We start from the raw sequence: 17,915 nt of genomic DNA on the forward strand, positions 1-17,915 counted from the left end.
TGCAGCACAACGCAACCATATTAAAAAGCGAGAGTTTGAAAGGGGAAATGGCGATCTCACGCCAAAACTAATTTGCGTTAGCGAAAGGACAGAACGGAGCATGAATCCGCCCGGCATCCAGCACATCGCGCTCATCGGCAATTTCCTTCCGCGCAAGTGCGGCCTCGCGACATTCACCACCGATACGTACAACGCGCTTACGCGGCGCTATCCTGATCTCCAGGTCGATGTTTACGCGATGGACGATCACCCGGGACGCTATGACTATCCGGACGAGGTCACCGCCGCGATCCCGCAGAATGATCGCAATGCCTATCTCGAGGCGGCGCGTGCCATCCAAGAGTCCGGCGCCCAGGCGCTGTGGGTCCAGCACGAATACGGCATTTATGGCGGCCCCGCCGGCGAGTTCCTGATCGCGTTGATCGACCGGCTGAACATTCCGGTTATCGCAACTCTGCATACCGTGCTCGAACGCCCCAACCCCGACGAGCGCCGGGTGATGGAAGCTCTATTGCGCCGCGCCTCGCGCGTGATCGTGATGGCGGAAAAGGGTCGCGAGATTCTCAAGCGCGTCCACGGCGTCGAGGATCGTAAGGTCGTGATGATTCCGCATGGCGTGCCCGATCGTGCCTTTGCCGATCCCGCGCTGTTCAAGCCCGCATTCGGCTGGGCCGGACGCGATGTGATCTTCACCTTCGGCCTGCTCGCGCCGGGCAAGGGTATCGAGACGATGATCGAGGCGATGCCGGCGATTGTCGCCGCGCATCCGGCGGCGCATTATGTCGTGCTCGGCGCGACGCATCCTAATCTCGTTGCGCATGAGGGCGAAGCGTATCGCGATCGGCTCAAGGCGCTGGCCGCGGAACGCGGGGTCGCCGGACATGTCGCGTTCATCGACGCTTTCGTCGAGCATGACGAGTTGATCGACTATCTGCAGGCGGCGGATATCTATGCGACGCCGTACCATAACCCCGCACAGATCACGTCGGGCACGCTCTCCTATGCCGTCGGCGTCGGCAAGGCGGTGGTCTCGACCCCCTATGTCCATGCCACCGAGATTCTCGACGCGGGTCATGGCGTGCTTGTTGATTTCCGCGATTCCACTGGCTTCGCGCGCGAGATCGTCCGGCTGCTGGGTGACAAGGATGCGCGAATCGCGTTGTCGCAACAGGCCTATGCGCGTGGTCGCACGATGCTGTGGCCGCGCCTTGCCGAGCGCGCCATGAGCGAGTTGCAGCAGGCGCTGGCGTCCAGGCCGCGGCGCCTGTTCAAGCCGGCGCTCGATCTGACCGTGCTCAAGCCGGATATCGCCGCGGTCGAGCGGATGAGCGATGCGACCGGCATGCTCCAGCATTCGATCTATTCGGTGCCCGATCGCCGCCACGGCTATTGTATCGACGACAATGCCCGCGCGCTGATCCTGATGTCGAAGATCGACGATATGGACGAGACGCTGCGTGACAAATGGACCTCGGTCTATGGCGCCTTCGTGCAATATGCGTGGAACCCCGATCAGCGCCGCTTCCGCAACTTCATGAATTTCGACCGGACCTGGTGCGAGGATGTCGGATCGGAGGATTCGAACGGCCGCGCGCTTTGGGCGCTGGGCGTCACCGCGCGCGACGCCAGGCAACAGAAGCATCGCGCCTGGGCGTCGTCGCTGTTCGACACGACCGCATCGATCGCGCTCGATCTCGGCAGTCCGCGAGCCAAGGCGTTCGCCATGCTTGGCGCGGCGGCGATGCTCGACGCGCATCCGGGGCATCCGCTGTGCCGCGAAATCCTCGATCGCTTCGGCGGTGAACTGATCCAGCTGCTCGACGGCAACCGCCGCCCCGAATGGAGCTGGTTCGAGATTGTGCTGGCGTACGACAATGCCCGGTTGCCCGAGGCGCTGTTGCGCGCCGGGCAGGCGTTGGGCCGCAGCGAGTTCACCAGCGTTGGCCTCGAGACGCTGGAATGGATCGTCGTGCGCCAGACCTCGCCCGAAGGCCGTTTCCGCGCCGTCGGCACCGAAAGCTTCGGGCGCGCCTATGCCGCGCCGCTCATGTTCGATCAGCAGCCGTTGGAGGCGCAAGCCACCGTTGATGCGTGCGTCGCGGCGCACGAAGTCACCAGAGAAGCGCGTTGGGTGGAGGAGGCAATGCGGGCTTATCGCTGGTATCTGGGCGTCAACGACCTCGAAATGCCGCTCGCTAGTCCGCAGGATGGCGGCTGCTTCGACGGTCTGATGCCGCATGGGCTCAACCGGAATCAGGGCGCGGAATCGATTTTGGCGCTCCAGCTCGCCAATTGCGCGATTTCGGGCCTTTCAAAATCGGCGGAAGTCGTGGCAGGACCGGAGCTCGCCGTAGCCTGACACCAGCCGACGGGCGATCGGCATTCCCGGGGGTGCGATGCTCGACGTTTTCAATCATGAACTGCGGTTGCGCGCCGATCCGTCCCGCGTGGTGGTGCGGCCGTTTCACATAGCTTGGCAATCGAACGGCCGGGGACCTAGCCGCAGCGAGCGGCTGGTCGCGAATGTGCTGCGGATGACGCCGGCGGAAGCAAGCCAGCAGCTCGAGGTGGTGCTGAAGGATTTCGAGGCGCGGCACTGGCAGACGCGGCGGGTGTTCATGACCCGCTATGACGAGATCGAGGGCATGCTCGGCCTCAATGGGGCCGAGATCGGCGACGAGAAGCGCCAGTTGATCGGCGCCTACTTTTGCCACGAATATAGCTATGCCGCCGCCGCGCTGATGAACCCCAGCGCGGTTCCGCATTACGATCAGTCGGGCATGCCGCGCGGTTCGCTGCGCATCCTGATGAGCCTGCGCGCGGTCGGCGAGGGGCATATCTCTTCGGTGGCGTTCCGCGAGGGGATCATCACCGACAGGAACGAACTGACGCTCGCGCCCGAGCCGCCCTTCGCCACCGCTGCCGATGCCCGCGAGGAGGAAGAGGACCAGATTCCCGAGGGGCCGGTGACCGTGTTCCGCCATCGCGATTCGACGCTGTCAGGCACCGTCATCTTTCCGATCACCAAGGCGCAGTCGAACGGGCTCGAGGATCTGCGCATCTGCCATTTCACCCATGACGATGGCGAAGTGGAATGGATCGGCACCTACACCGCCTATAATGGCTCGCAGATCCAGTCCGAGCTGATGCGGACCAAGGACTGGCGCAGCTTCGATCTGGTGCCGATGGCCGGCAGCGCCGCGCGCAACAAGGGCATGGCGCTGTTCCCGCGCAAGATCGGCGGCAAGTATATGATGCTCGGGCGGCAGGATGGCGAGAATATCTTCCTCCATACCTCCGACACGCTGACCGACTGGGAAGGCGGCGAGCTGCTGATGAAGCCCGAATACCCCTGGGAACTGGTCCAGATGGGCAATTGTGGGCCGCCGATCGAGATCGATCAGGGCTGGCTGGTGTTGACCCACGGCGTCGGCGCAATGCGCAAATATTCGATCGGCGCGGCGTTGCTCGACAAGGACGATCCCTCAAAGGTGATCGCGCGATCGAAGGAGCCGCTGCTCGCCGCCGCCGACCAGGACCGCGAGGGCTATGTCCCCAACGTCGTCTATACCTGCGGCGCGATCCGCCATGGCGACAAGCTGTTCATCCCCTATGGCGTCGCCGACAGCTCGGTCGCGTTCGCATTCGTGCCGATCCAGTCGATCCTCGACCAGATGGCCTAGCGATAGCTAGCGATGTCCGGGTCCGCGGGCGGTTCGTTCGCCGGCGGTGCCGAGGCGACCAGCGCACGGGTGCGGCCGTAAAGCAGAGCGATGGAGCCCGCGAACAGGAGGGGCGCCAGCCACATCGCTGCCGTCTCGAATTCCTCGCCGAGCAATGCCAGCGGCGCGTCGCTGCCGGTGCTTGCGACGACGCCGGCAAAAGCGACACCGAACAGGCTTTCGCCGACGATCAGCCCGGTCGCGGCGAGGATGCCCATCCGTTCGGCGAACGCCGGATTGGCCTGGCGTCTCGCCCAGCGATCGTAGAAATGGCCGATCACCGCGCCGACCGGGATCAGCAAGGTCAGCGCCATCGGCAGATAGATGCCCATGCCGACGCCCAACGGGGGCAGGCGCATCCTGCCGGCCTTGCCGAGCAATTCGTCGATAAGGATCACGACCACGCCGATGCCGGCACCGGCGCCGATCAGCTTCCAGTCGATATCGCCGCCGAGCACGCCCTTGGCGAGGCTGGAGATCAGCGCCGCCTGTGGCGCGGCGAGCGCGGTATCCTTGGCATTGGGGGCGCCCTGGAAGGTGAAGGCGGTGTTGAGCAGATCGAGCACCGGCGGAATCACCAGGCTGCCGAAGATCACGCCGAGCACCAGCGCGAACTGCTGCTTCCACGGCGTTGCGCCCACCAATTGCCCGGTCTTGAGGTCTTGGAGATTGTCGTTGGAGATCGTCGCGACCGAGAAGACGATCGCGGTGGCGAACAGGGCATAAGCGATCAGCGCGTTGGTGCGCGCGGGATCGGTGCTGTGGCCGAAGATCGCGACGAGGAGCAGCGATGCGCCGAGCACGGCGAGGATGCCGACGCCGGAGACCGGCGAGTTCGATGCGCCGATCAGGCCGGCCATATAGCCGCACACCGCGGCGATGATGATGCCGATGATGACGATATAGAGGATCGTGCCGCCAATGACCGGCACCGCCGCTTCATGCACCGGTCCGCCCGCCGAGAAGGTCCAGAGCAGCCAGCCGATCGGAATCAGGGTGAGCAGCACCGATCCGCCGACGACGCCGATCGGCAGGTCGCGCTCGGTAAGCTCGAGCACCTGCCCGCCGGCGCGGGCGCGCGATGCCGCCATCGCCGAGCGGATGCCGCCGATGATCGGGCCGAGGATCTTGAGCAGGGTCCAGATCGCGGCGACACCAATGGTGCCGGCGCCGACGAAGCGGACCTGGTTGCGAAACACGGTGCTGACCACCGTGTCGATCTCGCCGGGGACGCCGGCGGTAAGATAGGGCATCAGCCCGGCCCAGGCGATCAGCATGCCGAACAGCATCGCCGCGCCGACCGACAGGCCGACGAGATGGCCGACGCCGATCAGCGCCATCGACCAGCTGGTCGAGACGCCGGTCGCACTGGCGGTACCGACCTTGAAGTTCTTGGCGGCCTCGGCTGCGGCCAGTTTCACCGCGGTGGCGAGCTGGAACAACGCCGCGGCGACCGAGCCGAGGATGATGACCTTGAGCCCGCGCGCATTCTCGGCATCGCCTTCGCGCGATCCGGCACCGACGCGCAGCACTTCGGCGGCGGCGACGCCCTCAGGGTAGGGCAGGTCCGATCCGGTGACGAGCGCGCGGCGCAACGGCACCGAGAACATCACGCCGAGGATGCCGCCGGCGGCGCAGACCATCGCCGTGGTCCAATAGGGAAAGCCCTGCCACCAGCCGACCAGGATCAGCCCCGGCAGCACGAAGATGATCGCCGCCAGCGTGCCGGCGGCGCTCGCGATCGTCTGGACGATATTGTTCTCGAGGATGTTGGAGGTCCTGAAGAAGCGCAGGATCGCCATCGAGATCACCGCCGCCGGGATCGAGGTGGCGAAGGTCAATCCGACCTTGAGCCCGAGATAGACGTTCGCGGCTGTGAACAGCACCGTGATCAGCGCACCGAGAATAATGCCCCGGATGGTGAGTTCGGCGAGCGGACGGGCGGGTTCGGTTGCCATTTATCGGGCTCCGGAAATGCGAATGTTGAGGATGCGAATGTTGAGGAAGTTTAGTGTTTTTGGGGGACTCAACATTCGCGACCCGACAACTCCAGGGTTGGGCAACGCGCCGGCGAGACGGCTGGGCACATCGGCATTCGAACAGCGTAGGCTCATGGCGTCAGCGTGGCATTTGTCGGCGGTGTAGGACAGCGATTTTTTGAGGAGTCAGTTCGTCGTCCGACCGGGAACCACGCGCAGCAGCGCCTGGGCGTCCTGCCCGGTCGGCAGCTTGCCCGAGACGCTCAACCGCTGCGCGGCATCGTCCCAGCGCAGCACCGCCGACCGGCCGCCGCCGGCCTTATAGGCGTCGCTAGTGCCGTCATCGTCGAACAGCGTGAAGCTGCCACTGGCGCCGGGGAAGACACGGATCTCGGTGAGCGGCTGGCGGACGCTGGTATTGGCGACATCGGCGCCGAGCGGAACGATGGCCCCGGCGCGGGCGAACAACGGGATGCGGTCGATCGGCGCCGACGCATCGATCCACGTGCCGCCGGCGTGGCGTGCGCCGGTCCACCAATCGTACCAGTCGGTGCCCTGCGGCAGATAGACGCGGCGGCTGGTCGCGCCCTGCTCGGTCACCGGGGCGACCAGCAGCGCCGCGCCGAGCATATATTGGTCGCCGATCGTCGCGGCCTGGGCGTCCTTCGGGAAATCCATGAACAGCGCCCGCATGAACGGCGCGCCCGAGCGCCAGGTGCCGTGGCCGAGCGAATAGAGATAGGGGATCAGCCGGTAGCGCAGGCGCAGATACTCGGCGAGGATCGGCTCGGCGGCGGCGCCATATTCCCAGATCGCGGTGGCCGGACGCTGGCCATGGATGCGCAGGGTCGGGGTGAAGGTGTTGAGCTGGAACCAGCGCACGAACAGCTCGGGATAGTCCTTGTAGGACGGCGCCATCGCGGTCGCGCCGGCCGGATCGACCAGCACCGGCCGCTGCGCTTCCGGCCCGTTCGGCCACATCCAGCCGCCGGTGTCGCTGCTGGTATAGGCGATGCCGCTTGCCGCCATGTTGAGCGTGGCGGGGACCTGACGGCGCAGCGCCTCCCAGGTCGAATGAACGTCCGCCGTCCAGAAGATCGCCCCCGATTTCTGCGCGCCGAGATAGGCGGCGCGGGCGAGGATCAGGTTGCGGAAGCCTGGCCGATCCCTGGCCGAACCCTCGGCGACGCCGGCGGTGTGGACCAAGGGGTAGAGGTTATAATAGCGGTCGCCCGAGCCGATCGAATAGAAATGGCCGGAGGGGACGAGATCGGGCTCGGTCTCGTCGAGCCAGAACCAGTCGAAGCCCTGGCTGGCGAGATTGTCGCGGATGCGGTCCCAGAACCAGGCGCGGGCTTCGGGATTGGTGCTGTCGAGCAGGGCCCCGGCGCGGTCCGAGCGCAGGGGCAGCCCCTCGACCGCATTGCCGCTACTGTCCTTGAGCAGCCAGCCCTTGGCGACGAGCATGTCGTGGTAGCGGCCCTCGCGCTCATAGCGCGGCCACACCGAGAGGATCGAGCGCATGCCGCGATCGTGCAATTGCTTGTTCATCCCTTGCGGATCGGGGAAATAGGCGCGATCGATGTCCATCTGGCCCATCCGGGTCCAGTGGAACCAGTCGAGCACCATCACGTCGAGCGGATAGCCGCGCTTGGCATACCCATCGGCGATACCCATCAATTCGGCCTGGCTTTCGTAGCGCGCCTTGGACTGGATCAGGCCGAAGGCGGCCTTGGGCGGCAGCGGGGTCTGGCCGGTGAGCAAGGCATAGCCGGCGTAGAGATCGTCGGTGGTGTCGCCGGTGATCAGGAAGAACGAGACGCGCTCGCCGACCCTGGACTGGAAGCTGGTCCTGCTGTGCAGGCCGGGCGAGACGGTGGTCACAGAGGGATTGTCCCAGACGATGCCATAGCCCTGGTTGGTGACAAGGAAGGGGACGCACACGGTCTCGCCGGCGGGCGCATCGTAATTGTGGCGGCAGTCGATCGTTCGTCCGCGCAGATCGAGGATGCCCTCCTGGTTCTGGCCGAGTCCGTAATAATGGGTGTCGGGCCGGTCGGCGAAGCTGGCGCCGACGCGGAAGGTCGCTTCGCCATTGACTTCGTGGGGCACCATCTCCCAGCCGTCCATCCGCGTCACTTCGCGGCCGTCGGCGCGGCGGATCGTGACCGAGACCGGCGGCAGCGAGGGCAGGAAATAGCGCTCCATCATCGACGGCGCCTTGGGGAAGGGCTTGGCGTCGATGGTCACCGCCAGCGCGGAGGAGGTGAAGACATCGCCCGAGGCGTCCGTGCGGTGCGCCCAGCCGCGCGCGTCGGGCTTGGCGATGAAGCCGGGGCCGGGGCCCCTTTCGAGCTCGGCGCGGTCGAGCGCGATCGTGACGTGGACGATATTGGGGGCGTAGGTCTCGATCGAGACCAGCCCGCCATGGCGATCGAGCGTGCTGGGCTGGGCGGCCGCCGACGATATGCCGAGCATGCCCGCGACCAGGAATGTGAGAATCTTGCCGGCGCCCATCAGATCCTCACCCCCAGGATTGCATCGGCGCCAAGTCTGCTACCGCTAACATCGTTGCGCAAGCGAGACTTTCGGGGCGGTCACCTTCCCTTGAACAATCCCCCGAGCACGCCGCGGACCAGCCCGCCAATGACACTGGCGCCGATGCCGCTCTTCTTGCCGAACACCGCCTTCGAGACTTCGCCCGCGACGGCGCGGCCCGCCGCCGAGGTGGCGGAGCGGGTGGCGGAGTTTATCGCACGGTTCCAAGGGTTGGCGGCGGCGGCGCGCTCGGCGTCGCGCTGGGCCTGGCGGTCGAGCCGGGCCTGACGGTCGGCGTCGCGTTGTTCGGCGAGGCGAGCGCGCTCGGCTTCCTTGGCGAGCCGGGCATCTTCCTTGGCCTGGACAGCGGCAACCTTTTCGGCGTCGCTGGCAGCCTGGGCTTCGGCGGCCGCGGCGGCGGCCTCGGCGCTCTTGGCGGCGAGCAGCTCCTCGGCGGATTCGCGATCGATGCGCGTGTCGTATTTGGTACCGATCGCATCGGTCTGGATCAGGACGCCGCGCTCCACTGGCGTGACCGGGCCGACGCGCGAGCCGGGCGGCTTGATCAGCGCGCGCTCTACGGGCGCGGGGGCGCCGTCTTCCTGAAGCATCGAGACCAGCGCCTCGCCGACCTTGAGCTCTGTGATGATGGTCGCGACATCGACCCCGGGATTGGCGCGGAAGGTGGTCGCCGCCGATTTGACCGCGGCCTGATCGCGCGGGGTGAAGGCGCGAAGCGCGTGCTGGACGCGGTTGCCGAGCTGGCCGGCGATGGTGTCGGGGACGTCGATCGGGTTCTGGGTGATGAAATAGACGCCGACGCCCTTGGAGCGGATCAGGCGGACGACCTGCTCGATCTTTTCGAGCAGCGCCTTGGGGGCGCCGTCGAACAGCAGGTGCGCCTCGTCGAAGAAGAAAGCGAGCTTGGGCTTGTCGGGATCGCCGACCTCGGGGAGCGATTCGAACAGGGCCGAGAGCAGCCACAGCAGGAAGGTGGCGTAGAGCTTGGGGCTGGCCATGAGCTTGTCGGCGGCGAGGATATTGACGACGCCGCGGCCCTTGTCGTCGAGGGTGAGGAAGTCCTCCATCGACAGCGCCGGCTCGCCGAAGAAATGCTCACCGCCTTGGCTGCGGAGCTGGAGCAGCGACCGCTGGATCGCGCCGACCGACTGCTTCGAAACATTGCCATAGGTCGCGGTCAGCTCGTCGGCGCGCTCGGCGCAATGGACCAGCATCGACTGGAGATCGTCGAGATCGAGGATCAGCAGCCCTTCCTTGTCGGCAAGGGTGAAGGCGATGGTGAGCACGCCTTCCTGGACGTCGTTGAGGTCGAGCAGGCGGCCGAGCAGCAGCGGGCCCATCTCGCTGACGGTGGTGCGGATCGGGTGTCCCTGCTCGCCGTACAGATCCCAGAATTGCACCGGGGTGTCGGCATAGGCCCAGTCGCTCTGGCCGATCTCGGCGGCGCGGGCGGCGAAGATGTCGTGCATCTTGCCGGTGGGTGAGCCGGCCATGGCGAGACCGGACAAGTCGCCCTTCACATCGGCGACGAAGCAGGGGACGCCGGCGGCGGACAGGCCCTCGATCATCCCCTGGATGGTGACGGTCTTGCCGGTGCCGGTCGCGCCCGCGATCAGCCCGTGGCGGTTGGCGCGCTTGAGGTTGAGCGCGATTGGCGTGCCGCTCGCGGCGCCCATGAAAATGCCCGTCTCTCCCGCCATGCTACGCTCCTTATCCAGAGCGCCAGACATAGGGGAAAGACGGGCGATGTTTCCAGTGCTTCCGCAAGGGGAGCGCGGCAGATCAGCGCGGAATCTCGACTCCGACATAGCCGCTGCCGCCGCCGCGGCGCTGGATGTACAGGCTGACGGTGGGCCGCCCGGCGCGTTTCGCATTGGCGACGATCGCGGCGATCTGGGCCGCGGTCGTGACCGGCTGGTTATTGGCCTCGGTAATGACGTCGTAGCGCTGGATCTTGCTCGCGGCATCGCTGTTGGGAGCGATGTTGAGCACCAGCACGCCGCGCGTCGTCGGGTCTAGGCCCAGCTGGCGCGCCTCGTCGGGGGCCAGCGTCCGCATCTGCAGGCCGAGCGAGGCCGCGGCCATCGAACCGCTGTCGCCATCGGGGATGGTGCTGTCATCCGACGGATCGAGCTGGCGCAGCTGATCCTCGGGCGGGCGTTCGCCGAGCGTGACGTTGAGCGTCAGACGCTTGCCGTCGCGGATCACCTCGAACGGCACGCGCGAGCCGGGCGTCAGCGACGAGGTCAGGTTCGACAGGGTCTGGTCGGGCGTGACGTCCTTGCCGCCGATCTTGACGACGACATCGCCGCGCTTGATGCCGGCCTTGTCGGCGGCCTCGCCGGGGCGGACATCGCGGATGATCTCGCCAAAGCCCTTGTCGACACCCCATGCGTCCGCGATGTCCGGGGTCAGCGGCTGGATGCCCACCCCGATATAACCGCGCTTGACCGCCGCGCCTTTCATCAGGGTGGCGATGATCGGCTGCGCCTGTTCGGCGGGGATCGCGAAGCCGATGCCGACATTGCCGCCGGTCGGCGAATAGATTTGCGAATTGATGCCGATGACGGCGCCGTTGAGGTCAAACATCGGGCCGCCGGAATTGCCGCGGTTGATCGAGGCGTCGGTTTGAATGAAGCGGTCGAACTGGCCAAGGCCGGTGCGGTGCACCGCCGAGACGATGCCGGCGGTGACCGACCCGCCAAGGCCGAAGGGATTGCCGATCGCGACCACCCAGTCGCCGACGCGGGTCGATGTCGAATCGCCGAACTTGACGAACGGCAGGTTGGTCTGGCCGTCGATCTTGAGCACGGCGAGGTCGGAGAGCGCGTCGTTGCCGATCAGCCTGGCCTTGAACTCGCGGCGATCGGGCAAGGTGATGGTGATCGATTCGACCACGACGCCCTTCTGGTTGCCCGCCGAGATGACATGGTTGTTGGTGACGACATAGCCGTCGGCCGAAATGATGAAGCCCGAGCCGAGCGATTCGGCCTTCTGGGTGGTCGGCCCGCCCTGCGGCCCGAACTGCTCGAACGGCGTGCCCGCGAACGGATTGACGCTCTGGACCTTCACCCGCTGGGTGGTCGAGATGTTGACCACCGCCGGCTGAAGCTTGGCGACCATGTCCGCAAAGCTCATCGGCGCGCCGGGACGCGGCGTGCTCGCCTGGATCGTGCCGGGCTCGTTCTGCGCGGTCTGCGCGCCGGCGGGAACGTTGAGCGTCAGGGCGGTGGCGGCGCCACCAAGCAGCACGGCAGTGGTAAGAGCGTAGGCGTAACGCACGGGCGTGAATCCTCTCAAAGGTCCAAAGCGAAATTGGGGCATATCTTGCGCCGCTTTCCTGAACGGCAATTGAATATGAACGTTTTGACAGGCTTTTGGCCGCCTGCTTCAGCGTCCCATGAACTCCTTCAAATAGCTGTTCTGCGGGCTGAGGATGATCGACGTTTCACCCTTGTCCGCCGCCGGATCGAGGAAGGTTCTCCGGTACGACTGCATCGCGCGGTAGAAGTCGTAGAATTTCGGATCCTTGTTGAACGCGGCGGCATAGATTTCCGCCGCCTCGGCCTGCGCCGTGGCGCGGATGATCTGCGCGTCCTTCTGGCCCTGGGCGCGGATCGTCGCCGCCTCCTGCTGGCGGGCGGTACGCATCCGGTCATAGGCGCTGTCGAGCGGCGAGCCGGTCGGCAGATCGGCATGCTTGATCCGGACATCGACGATCTCGACGCCATATTGGGTGCCGAACGCCTGCAGGTTCTTCTGGATATTGTCCATCACCTGCCCACGCTCGGCGCTGAGCAGCGCCGAGAAGGGCTGCTTGCCGAGTTCGTTGCGCAGCGCCGAGCTGAACAAGGGCTGGAGCCGCTCGGTCAGGCGATCGGTCGAGCCGACGGTGATCGCCATGCGCAGCGGATTGACGACGCGGAAGCGCGCGAACGCATCGACTTCGATGCGCTGCTGATCGGTCGACAACACCGGCTGGTTGGACAGGTCGAGCGACAGCACGCGCTTGTCGACCCACACCACGCGATCGATGAACGGGATGTGGAACAGCACGCCCGAGCCGGTGCGGCCGAACTGCTCGCCGCGCTTATAGGCATTGACCGTCTGGTACGGCTCGTTGAGCCGCAGCACGACGGCCTGGCGCGTCTCGGGAACGATCGAGAAGGAGCTGAAGAGCAGCACCAGCAGGATCGCACCCGCCACGGCCATGGCGATGGGGCTACGAAAGGCGGTCATCGCGTGGCTCCCTGAGCGGGCTTGTCGGCAGGCTCGGCGCCCTTTCGGGCGAGACCGGGCAGCGGCAGATAGGGGGTGACGCCGGGCGCCTCGACGATCGTCTTGTTGGTCTTGCTCAGCACCTGCTCCATCGTCTCGTAATAGATGCGGCGGCGGGTGACGTCGGGGGCGAGCTTGTATTGCTCATAAATCTTGTCGAACTCGGCGGCGTCGCCCTGCGCGGCGGCGAGCACCTGCTGGGCATAGGCGTTGGCGTTGTTCTTGGCGGCCTGCGCCTGCTGCTGCGCGGCGGTGACCTGCTTGAACTCCTCGTCCACCGCCTGCGGAGCGGCGGCCTTCTGGATCGAAACGCTCTGGATCTGGATCCCCGAATTATATTCGTCGAGGATCTGCTGCATCAGCAGGATCACCTGCCCCTCGATCTTGGCGCGGCCCGACGTGATCGTGTCGTTGAGCGTCGCATTGGCGACGACCGCGCGCATCGCGGATTCGGCGGTGTCGCGGACGGTTTCCTGCGGGCTCTTGACCTGGAACACATAGTCCGAGGCGCTGCGCACCTTCCACTGCACCAGATAGGCGAGATCGACGATGTTCTGATCGCCGGTGAGCATCAGATTCTCGCCGCCGCTCTTGGGGAAATTCTCGTCGCGGATCGCCTGGACGTCGATCGTCTGGACGACCGAAAACGGCGCCGGCAGGGTAAAGCGCCAGCCTGGCTCGAGCGTGCCGGAGAAACGGCCGAGGGTCTGGACGACCGCGCGCTCCTGCGGGCCGACCGAGTGGACCGATGTGAAGGCGATCCAGCCGAACAGCAGCGCGCCGACAACCAGGCCCCAGAAGCGGCTGCCCTGCGGAATACCGGGCATGCCCGAACCGCCGCCGCGGCGTGCGCGCTGGAACAATTCGTCGAGCGCGCTCGCGGCACCCTTGCCGGGGCGCTTGCCGCCGGGGGGAAGCGACCATGGGTTGCGCGGGCCGCCGCCATCGCCGCCGCCCTTGTCCCCGCCGCTACCGGAGCCGGCGCCCCAGGGGCTTTTGGGAGGTTCGTTCTTGAGAGCGCCGGCCCATGATCGCCAGCCCGAAAGGTTTGCCATACATGCTTTATAGGGGTGCCGCAGCGGATTTACAGTGGCGCGCCGCGATTGTGTGCCTATCTGGCGGACATAATGACCGACAGTGCAACGATTCAGGCCGCGCTCGATCCCGTCGCGGCGGGCCGCGCCACCGCCCGGCTGGAAAACGGGCGCACGAATATCGTTCTCGACGTGACCGGCCTCAGCGAAGCCGCGCGGACGGAGCTTGAGGCCGATGTCCGGTTCGCGGCCGCCGGTGTCGAAGGCGCCGGGGAAATTCGCGTGCTGATGACCAGCGAGCGGCGCACGCGGCGCCTGATCGCGGTGGCGAGCGGCAAGGGCGGGGTCGGCAAATCGACCGTGGCCGCCAATCTCGCGATCGCGCTCAAGAATGCCGGCCGCAAGGTCGGGCTGGTCGATGCCGATATCTATGGCCCCTCGCAGCCGCGGCTGATGGGGGTGGATGGGGTGAGGCCCAAGGCGCGCGACAAGACGCTGCTGCCGGTGGAGACGCCCTATGGCGTGCCTTTGCTGTCGATGGGCGGGCTGGTCGCCGAAGGACAGGCGATCGCCTGGCGCGGGCCGATGGCGGGCGGGGCGCTCGGTCAGTTGGTCGACGGCGATTGGGGCGAAGCCGAATTGCTGGTGCTCGATCTGCCGCCGGGTACCGGCGACGTGCAGCTGACGATGATCCAGAAGCACAAGCCGGCCGGTGCGGTGATCGTCTCGACGCCGCAGGACCTGGCGCTGATCGATGCGACGCGCGCGATCGACCTGTTCCGCAAGGCCGGGGTGCCGATCATCGGCCTGATCGAGAATATGAGCGGCTATGCCTGCCCGCATTGCGGCGAGGTATCGGACCCGTTCGGCAAGGGCGGCGCGGAAGCGGCGGCGGAGAAGCTGGGCATCCCGTTCCTCGGCCGCGTGCCGCTCGAAATGGCGATCCGCGCCGCTTCCGACGCGGGCACGCCGCCCGCCGCCGGGAACGGGGCCGAGGCGCAGGTGTTTGCTCAGATAGCCGACAAGGTGAATGGCTGGCTGGGAGGCTGAACATGCCGCTGACGCGTGACGAGGATATCAGGGCGCTGCTCGAGGAGACGCGAACCATCGCGATGATCGGCGCGTCGGACCGCCCCGACCGCCCAAGCTATGGCGTGATGGCCTATCTCCAGAGCCGCGGCTACCGGGTGATCCCGGTCAACCCGCAGATCACCGGCGAGCATATCCACGGCGAGTTCGTGTTCCGCGAATTGTCGCAGATCGGCGAGCCTATCGACATGGTCGATATCTTCCGGCGTCCACAGGCTGCGGGCGAGGCGGTGGACGAGGCGATCGCGGCGGGCGCCAAATCGGTGTGGCTGCAGATCGGCGTGATCAACGCGGAAGCCGCCGCGCGTGCCGAGGCGGCGGGGCTCAAGGTGGTGATGGACCGTTGCCCCAAGATCGAAATCCCCCGGCTGGGCGTCGCTAGAGCCGGCTGAGCGCTTCCAGCAGCGCGTCGACGTCGCGGGCGTCCTGGTAGAGACCGAAGCCGATGCGGAGCACATCGCCGCGCACGTCGGTGATGATGTCCTGCGCCTCCAGCTCGGCCTGCCAGCGCTGGGCGTGGGGCGAACGCAGCGCCACGAAGCGGGCCGGGGACGCCGCACTGATCACCTCGCCTTTCAGCGGGAGATCGGCGAGCAACTGCGCTCGCAGCCGGGCGGTATGCGCGGCTATCGTCGCGGTGGCCAGCCCCTCCTCGGCGAGCATGTCGCGCACCGCGACGAAGCGGTAAATGCCCGAAGGGTCGAAGGTCGAGCCCATATAGCGCCGGGCATCGGGGGCGTAGCCGATCTGGCCCGGGGGCAGCGAAAGATCGTCGAACTCGGCATACCAGCCGGTGATCTCGGGGCGGGCGCCGAAGCCCGGTGGCGCGTGGAGGAACGCGCAGCCCTCGCCCGCCATCGCATATTTATAGCCGCCGGCGAGGTAGAAGACCTTGTCCGCGATCGCTGACAGATCGACTTCGGTGGCCATGAAGGCGTGATAGCCGTCGATCACCACCCAAGGACCTTCGGGCCGGGCAAGCGAGGCGAGATACTCCGCCTCGAGGAAATATCTGCCGGTGCCGAACTGGACATGGCTGACGAAGATCAGGTCGTGCTCGCCCGCGCCCGCCCGCGACGGCAGGCGCTCGATCGGCACGCGTTCGACGATCGCGGTGCCCGCTTCCTCCCAGCGCGCCGCCTGGCGGCGGAAGCTGTGGAACTCGCCGTCGCTGGTCAGGATGCGTAAGGGGCGGTTTGGCAGGGCCGAGACGATGCGCAGCAGCAGATCATGCGTGTTGGGCGCGAAGACGATCGTGTTGGGGTCGGGCAGGTTGAGTTCGGCGGCGACATGGGCCTGCGCGGCGGGCCAGATCTCACCCATCACCCGTTCCCATTTGCGGTCCGCGAGGCGCGCGGCGTCGTCCCAGGCGGCGAGCTGGCCGACATAGGACGCATCGGGCCAGAGATGGTGCGAATGGGCGGCGAAATGGAGTCGTTCGGGCGCGGCGGCCAAGGCGCGCTGGAAGAGGCGCTTGTAGCTCATGCGCCGTGCCCTTGCGAAAGCAGGAGCGCAGGGCGGCAAGCGATCGGCCTGTGACCCCGGGCTCCTGCTTTCGCAGGCGCACGCAGGTGACATTCCCGGATCAAAGTTGGGTCCTGAGCGACCAGAGCTCGGGAAAGGCGCGCTTCGACAGCGTCGATTCGAGATAGGGGACGCCCGCGGTGCCGCCGGTGCCCATCTTCATGCCGATGACGCGGCTGACGGTGATGACGTGCTTGTGGCGCCAGGTGGCAAGGGCGTCATCGACATCGACCAGCTTCTCGGCGAGCTGATAGAGCTCCCAATATCGGTGCGGGTTGCGATAGATTTCGGCCCAGGCATCCTCGACCGCCTTGCTCGGCCGATAGGGCTCCGCCCAGTCGCGTTCGAGCGTCTCGGCGGGCACAGTGAAGCCGGCGCGGGCGAGCGCGGCATTGGCTTCGTCCCACAGGCTCGGCGCGGCCTTGGCGGCATCGGTGAGCGGGCCGGGCACGCCGCCGCCGCGCACCCCGAGCAGGGTCTCCACCGCGCGGAACTGATCGGACTGGAAACCGGAGGAGGTGCCGAGCACCTCGCGGAAGCGGGTGTAGTCGCTGGGCGTCATCGTCGCGAGCACGTCCCAGCTCAGCGTCATCACGGCCTGGATGCGGCTGACCCGGGCGAGGTTCTTGTACGCCTCGACCGGCTTGTCGGCGCGCACGAGCTGGATGGCGTCGCGCAGCTCGACCAGCATCTGCTTGAGCCATAGCTCCTTGGTCTGGTGGATGATGATGAAGAGCAGCTCGTCGTCGCGGTCCGAGATCGGATGCTGCGCGTCGAGCAGCTGGTCGAGCGCGAGGTAGCGGCCATAGGTCATCGGAGTGGTCTGGGGTTCGGTCATGACCGTATCGCTAGGACGATCGCGCGCGATTGGCTACCGATTCAGAAGTTTCGCGAGGGCCCGAATAGGATCGCGAAGGCGGCGAGGCAGGCGATCCCGAACAGGAGGAGCGGCCAGCTGCGCGCCAGCACGAACGGCCGGGTTTCGGTGCCGTGCGGGGTAGCGAAGCCGATCGATATAAAGCCCGCCAGCCCGCCGAACGAGGATGCCGCCGCCGACATGATCGTGATGACGATACCGACCGGGTTCATCAGCCCGACCACCACCGCGGCGAGCCCGGCGGTCGCGTAATAGACATGCGCGATGCGGCGCCGGGCGCTTCCGGTCTCCTCCGAATCGCCGAGCATGATGGTGAGGGTGCGGATCGCGGCGCGAACCAGCAGGATATAGGCGATCACGCCGAACGCGAACTCGCCGACGCGCCATGCGAGCGGCATCGGCATCCCCGTAAGGCTGCCGCCTTCGCCCGTGCCGAGATCGCCGAACCCGGTCGCGCCCGAAAAGCAGAAATAGCCGGCTGCGACAAAGCTTTCGCTGACCCAGATCAGCCATAGGAGCAGCCGCGCCCGATCGCCCTTGGCGCCGCGCCAGAGCAGATAGGCGATACAGGCGAGGATCGCGTTCACCGTAACGCCCGCCAGCGCGACGATGATGTCGGCGATGCCGCTAAGGCCGGTGCATTCGACGTAAAAGGCGCCGATGGTGGCGACATGCCCGCCCTGGACCGCGCAGGCCGCGGCGTGGCCGCCAATCTCGTGCCACATGGTCAGGAGCGGCATCAGCGCCATGCCGATGCCCGCCATCGTCAGCAGATCCACGCGTTGCCCGGTCATCCGCTATCCCCCCCGCTCAGTGCGCGGACAGCATTTCACGCGGGACCGGTTGAGGCAAT

Annotated in this window: 13 protein-coding genes; 4 read left to right on the forward strand and 9 right to left on the reverse strand. The window is 66.5% G+C overall.

Annotation, left to right across the window (positions count from 1 at the left end; translation table 11 throughout):
* The first annotated feature begins 100 nt into the window (after window positions 1-100).
* Together KF730_RS01260 and KF730_RS01265 are read left to right on the forward strand one after the other, a co-directional pair.
* Window positions 101-2,359, forward strand: coding sequence for a glycosyltransferase (locus KF730_RS01260; protein WP_294091695.1), 2,259 nt, complete (start codon window positions 101-103; stop codon window positions 2,357-2,359).
* Window positions 2,360-2,396: 37 nt separating this feature from the next.
* The gene (locus KF730_RS01265) at window positions 2,397-3,683 is read left to right on the forward strand and encodes a glycoside hydrolase family 130 protein (protein ID WP_294091697.1); all 1,287 of its coding nucleotides are present in this window, start codon (window positions 2,397-2,399) and stop codon (window positions 3,681-3,683) included.
* Here the strand turns inward: KF730_RS01265 and KF730_RS01270 are convergent.
* The 6 genes from KF730_RS01270 to KF730_RS01295 all read right to left on the reverse strand — a co-directional run bounded on the left by KF730_RS01270 (window position 3,680) and on the right by KF730_RS01295 (window position 13,593).
* Window positions 3,680-5,680, reverse strand: a complete 2,001-nt coding sequence (locus KF730_RS01270) for an oligopeptide transporter, OPT family (RefSeq protein ID WP_294091699.1) — start codon at window positions 5,678-5,680, stop codon at window positions 3,680-3,682. The genes KF730_RS01265 and KF730_RS01270 overlap by 4 nt on opposite strands.
* 207 nt (window positions 5,681-5,887) lie before the next feature.
* Entirely contained in the window at window positions 5,888-8,218 is a 2,331-nt protein-coding gene (locus KF730_RS01275; protein WP_294091700.1) for a TIM-barrel domain-containing protein, read from the reverse strand.
* Window positions 8,219-8,298: 80 nt separating this feature from the next.
* The gene (locus tag KF730_RS01280; RefSeq protein ID WP_294091702.1) at window positions 8,299-9,960 is read right to left on the reverse strand and encodes a helicase HerA-like domain-containing protein; all 1,662 of its coding nucleotides are present in this window, start codon (window positions 9,958-9,960) and stop codon (window positions 8,299-8,301) included.
* Between the two features lie 82 nt (window positions 9,961-10,042).
* A complete protein-coding gene (locus KF730_RS01285) occupies window positions 10,043-11,542 on the reverse strand; it encodes a Do family serine endopeptidase (protein ID WP_294091703.1) in 1,500 nt (499 codons plus the stop codon).
* 108 nt (window positions 11,543-11,650) lie between these two features.
* The gene (locus KF730_RS01290; RefSeq protein ID WP_294091705.1) at window positions 11,651-12,499 is read right to left on the reverse strand and encodes a protease modulator HflC; all 849 of its coding nucleotides are present in this window, start codon (window positions 12,497-12,499) and stop codon (window positions 11,651-11,653) included.
* Entirely contained in the window at window positions 12,496-13,593 is a 1,098-nt protein-coding gene (locus KF730_RS01295) for a protease modulator HflK (protein WP_294091707.1), read from the reverse strand. Before KF730_RS01295 ends, KF730_RS01290 begins: the two co-directional genes overlap by 4 nt.
* 267 nt (window positions 13,594-13,860) lie before the next feature.
* Here KF730_RS01295 and KF730_RS01300 point away from each other — a divergent pair, with 267 nt between their 5' ends.
* Window positions 13,861-14,622: an Mrp/NBP35 family ATP-binding protein gene (locus KF730_RS01300; protein ID WP_294095632.1), complete on the forward strand. Its 762-nt coding sequence runs from the start codon at window positions 13,861-13,863 to the stop codon at window positions 14,620-14,622.
* A gap of 2 nt (window positions 14,623-14,624) precedes the next feature.
* Window positions 14,625-15,053: a CoA-binding protein gene (locus KF730_RS01305; RefSeq protein ID WP_294091708.1), complete on the forward strand. Its 429-nt coding sequence runs from the start codon at window positions 14,625-14,627 to the stop codon at window positions 15,051-15,053.
* Here the strand turns inward: KF730_RS01305 and KF730_RS01310 are convergent.
* The 3 genes from KF730_RS01310 to KF730_RS01320 form a co-directional block, all read right to left on the reverse strand.
* Window positions 15,040-16,146, reverse strand: a complete 1,107-nt coding sequence (locus KF730_RS01310) for an aminotransferase class V-fold PLP-dependent enzyme (protein WP_294091709.1) — start codon at window positions 16,144-16,146, stop codon at window positions 15,040-15,042. The genes KF730_RS01305 and KF730_RS01310 overlap by 14 nt on opposite strands.
* 100 nt (window positions 16,147-16,246) lie before the next feature.
* Window positions 16,247-17,023 carry a tryptophan 2,3-dioxygenase family protein gene (locus tag KF730_RS01315; RefSeq protein ID WP_294091710.1) on the reverse strand — a complete coding sequence of 259 codons (777 nt, stop codon included), beginning with the start codon at window positions 17,021-17,023 and terminating at the stop codon, window positions 16,247-16,249.
* Between the two features lie 41 nt (window positions 17,024-17,064).
* Window positions 17,065-17,856 carry a hypothetical protein gene (locus KF730_RS01320; RefSeq protein ID WP_294091711.1) on the reverse strand — a complete coding sequence of 264 codons (792 nt, stop codon included), beginning with the start codon at window positions 17,854-17,856 and terminating at the stop codon, window positions 17,065-17,067.
* Window positions 17,857-17,915: the final 59 nt, after the last annotated feature.

Source organism: Sphingomonas sp. (assembly GCF_019635515.1).
Taxonomy (GTDB): Bacteria; Pseudomonadota; Alphaproteobacteria; order Sphingomonadales; family Sphingomonadaceae; genus Sphingomonas.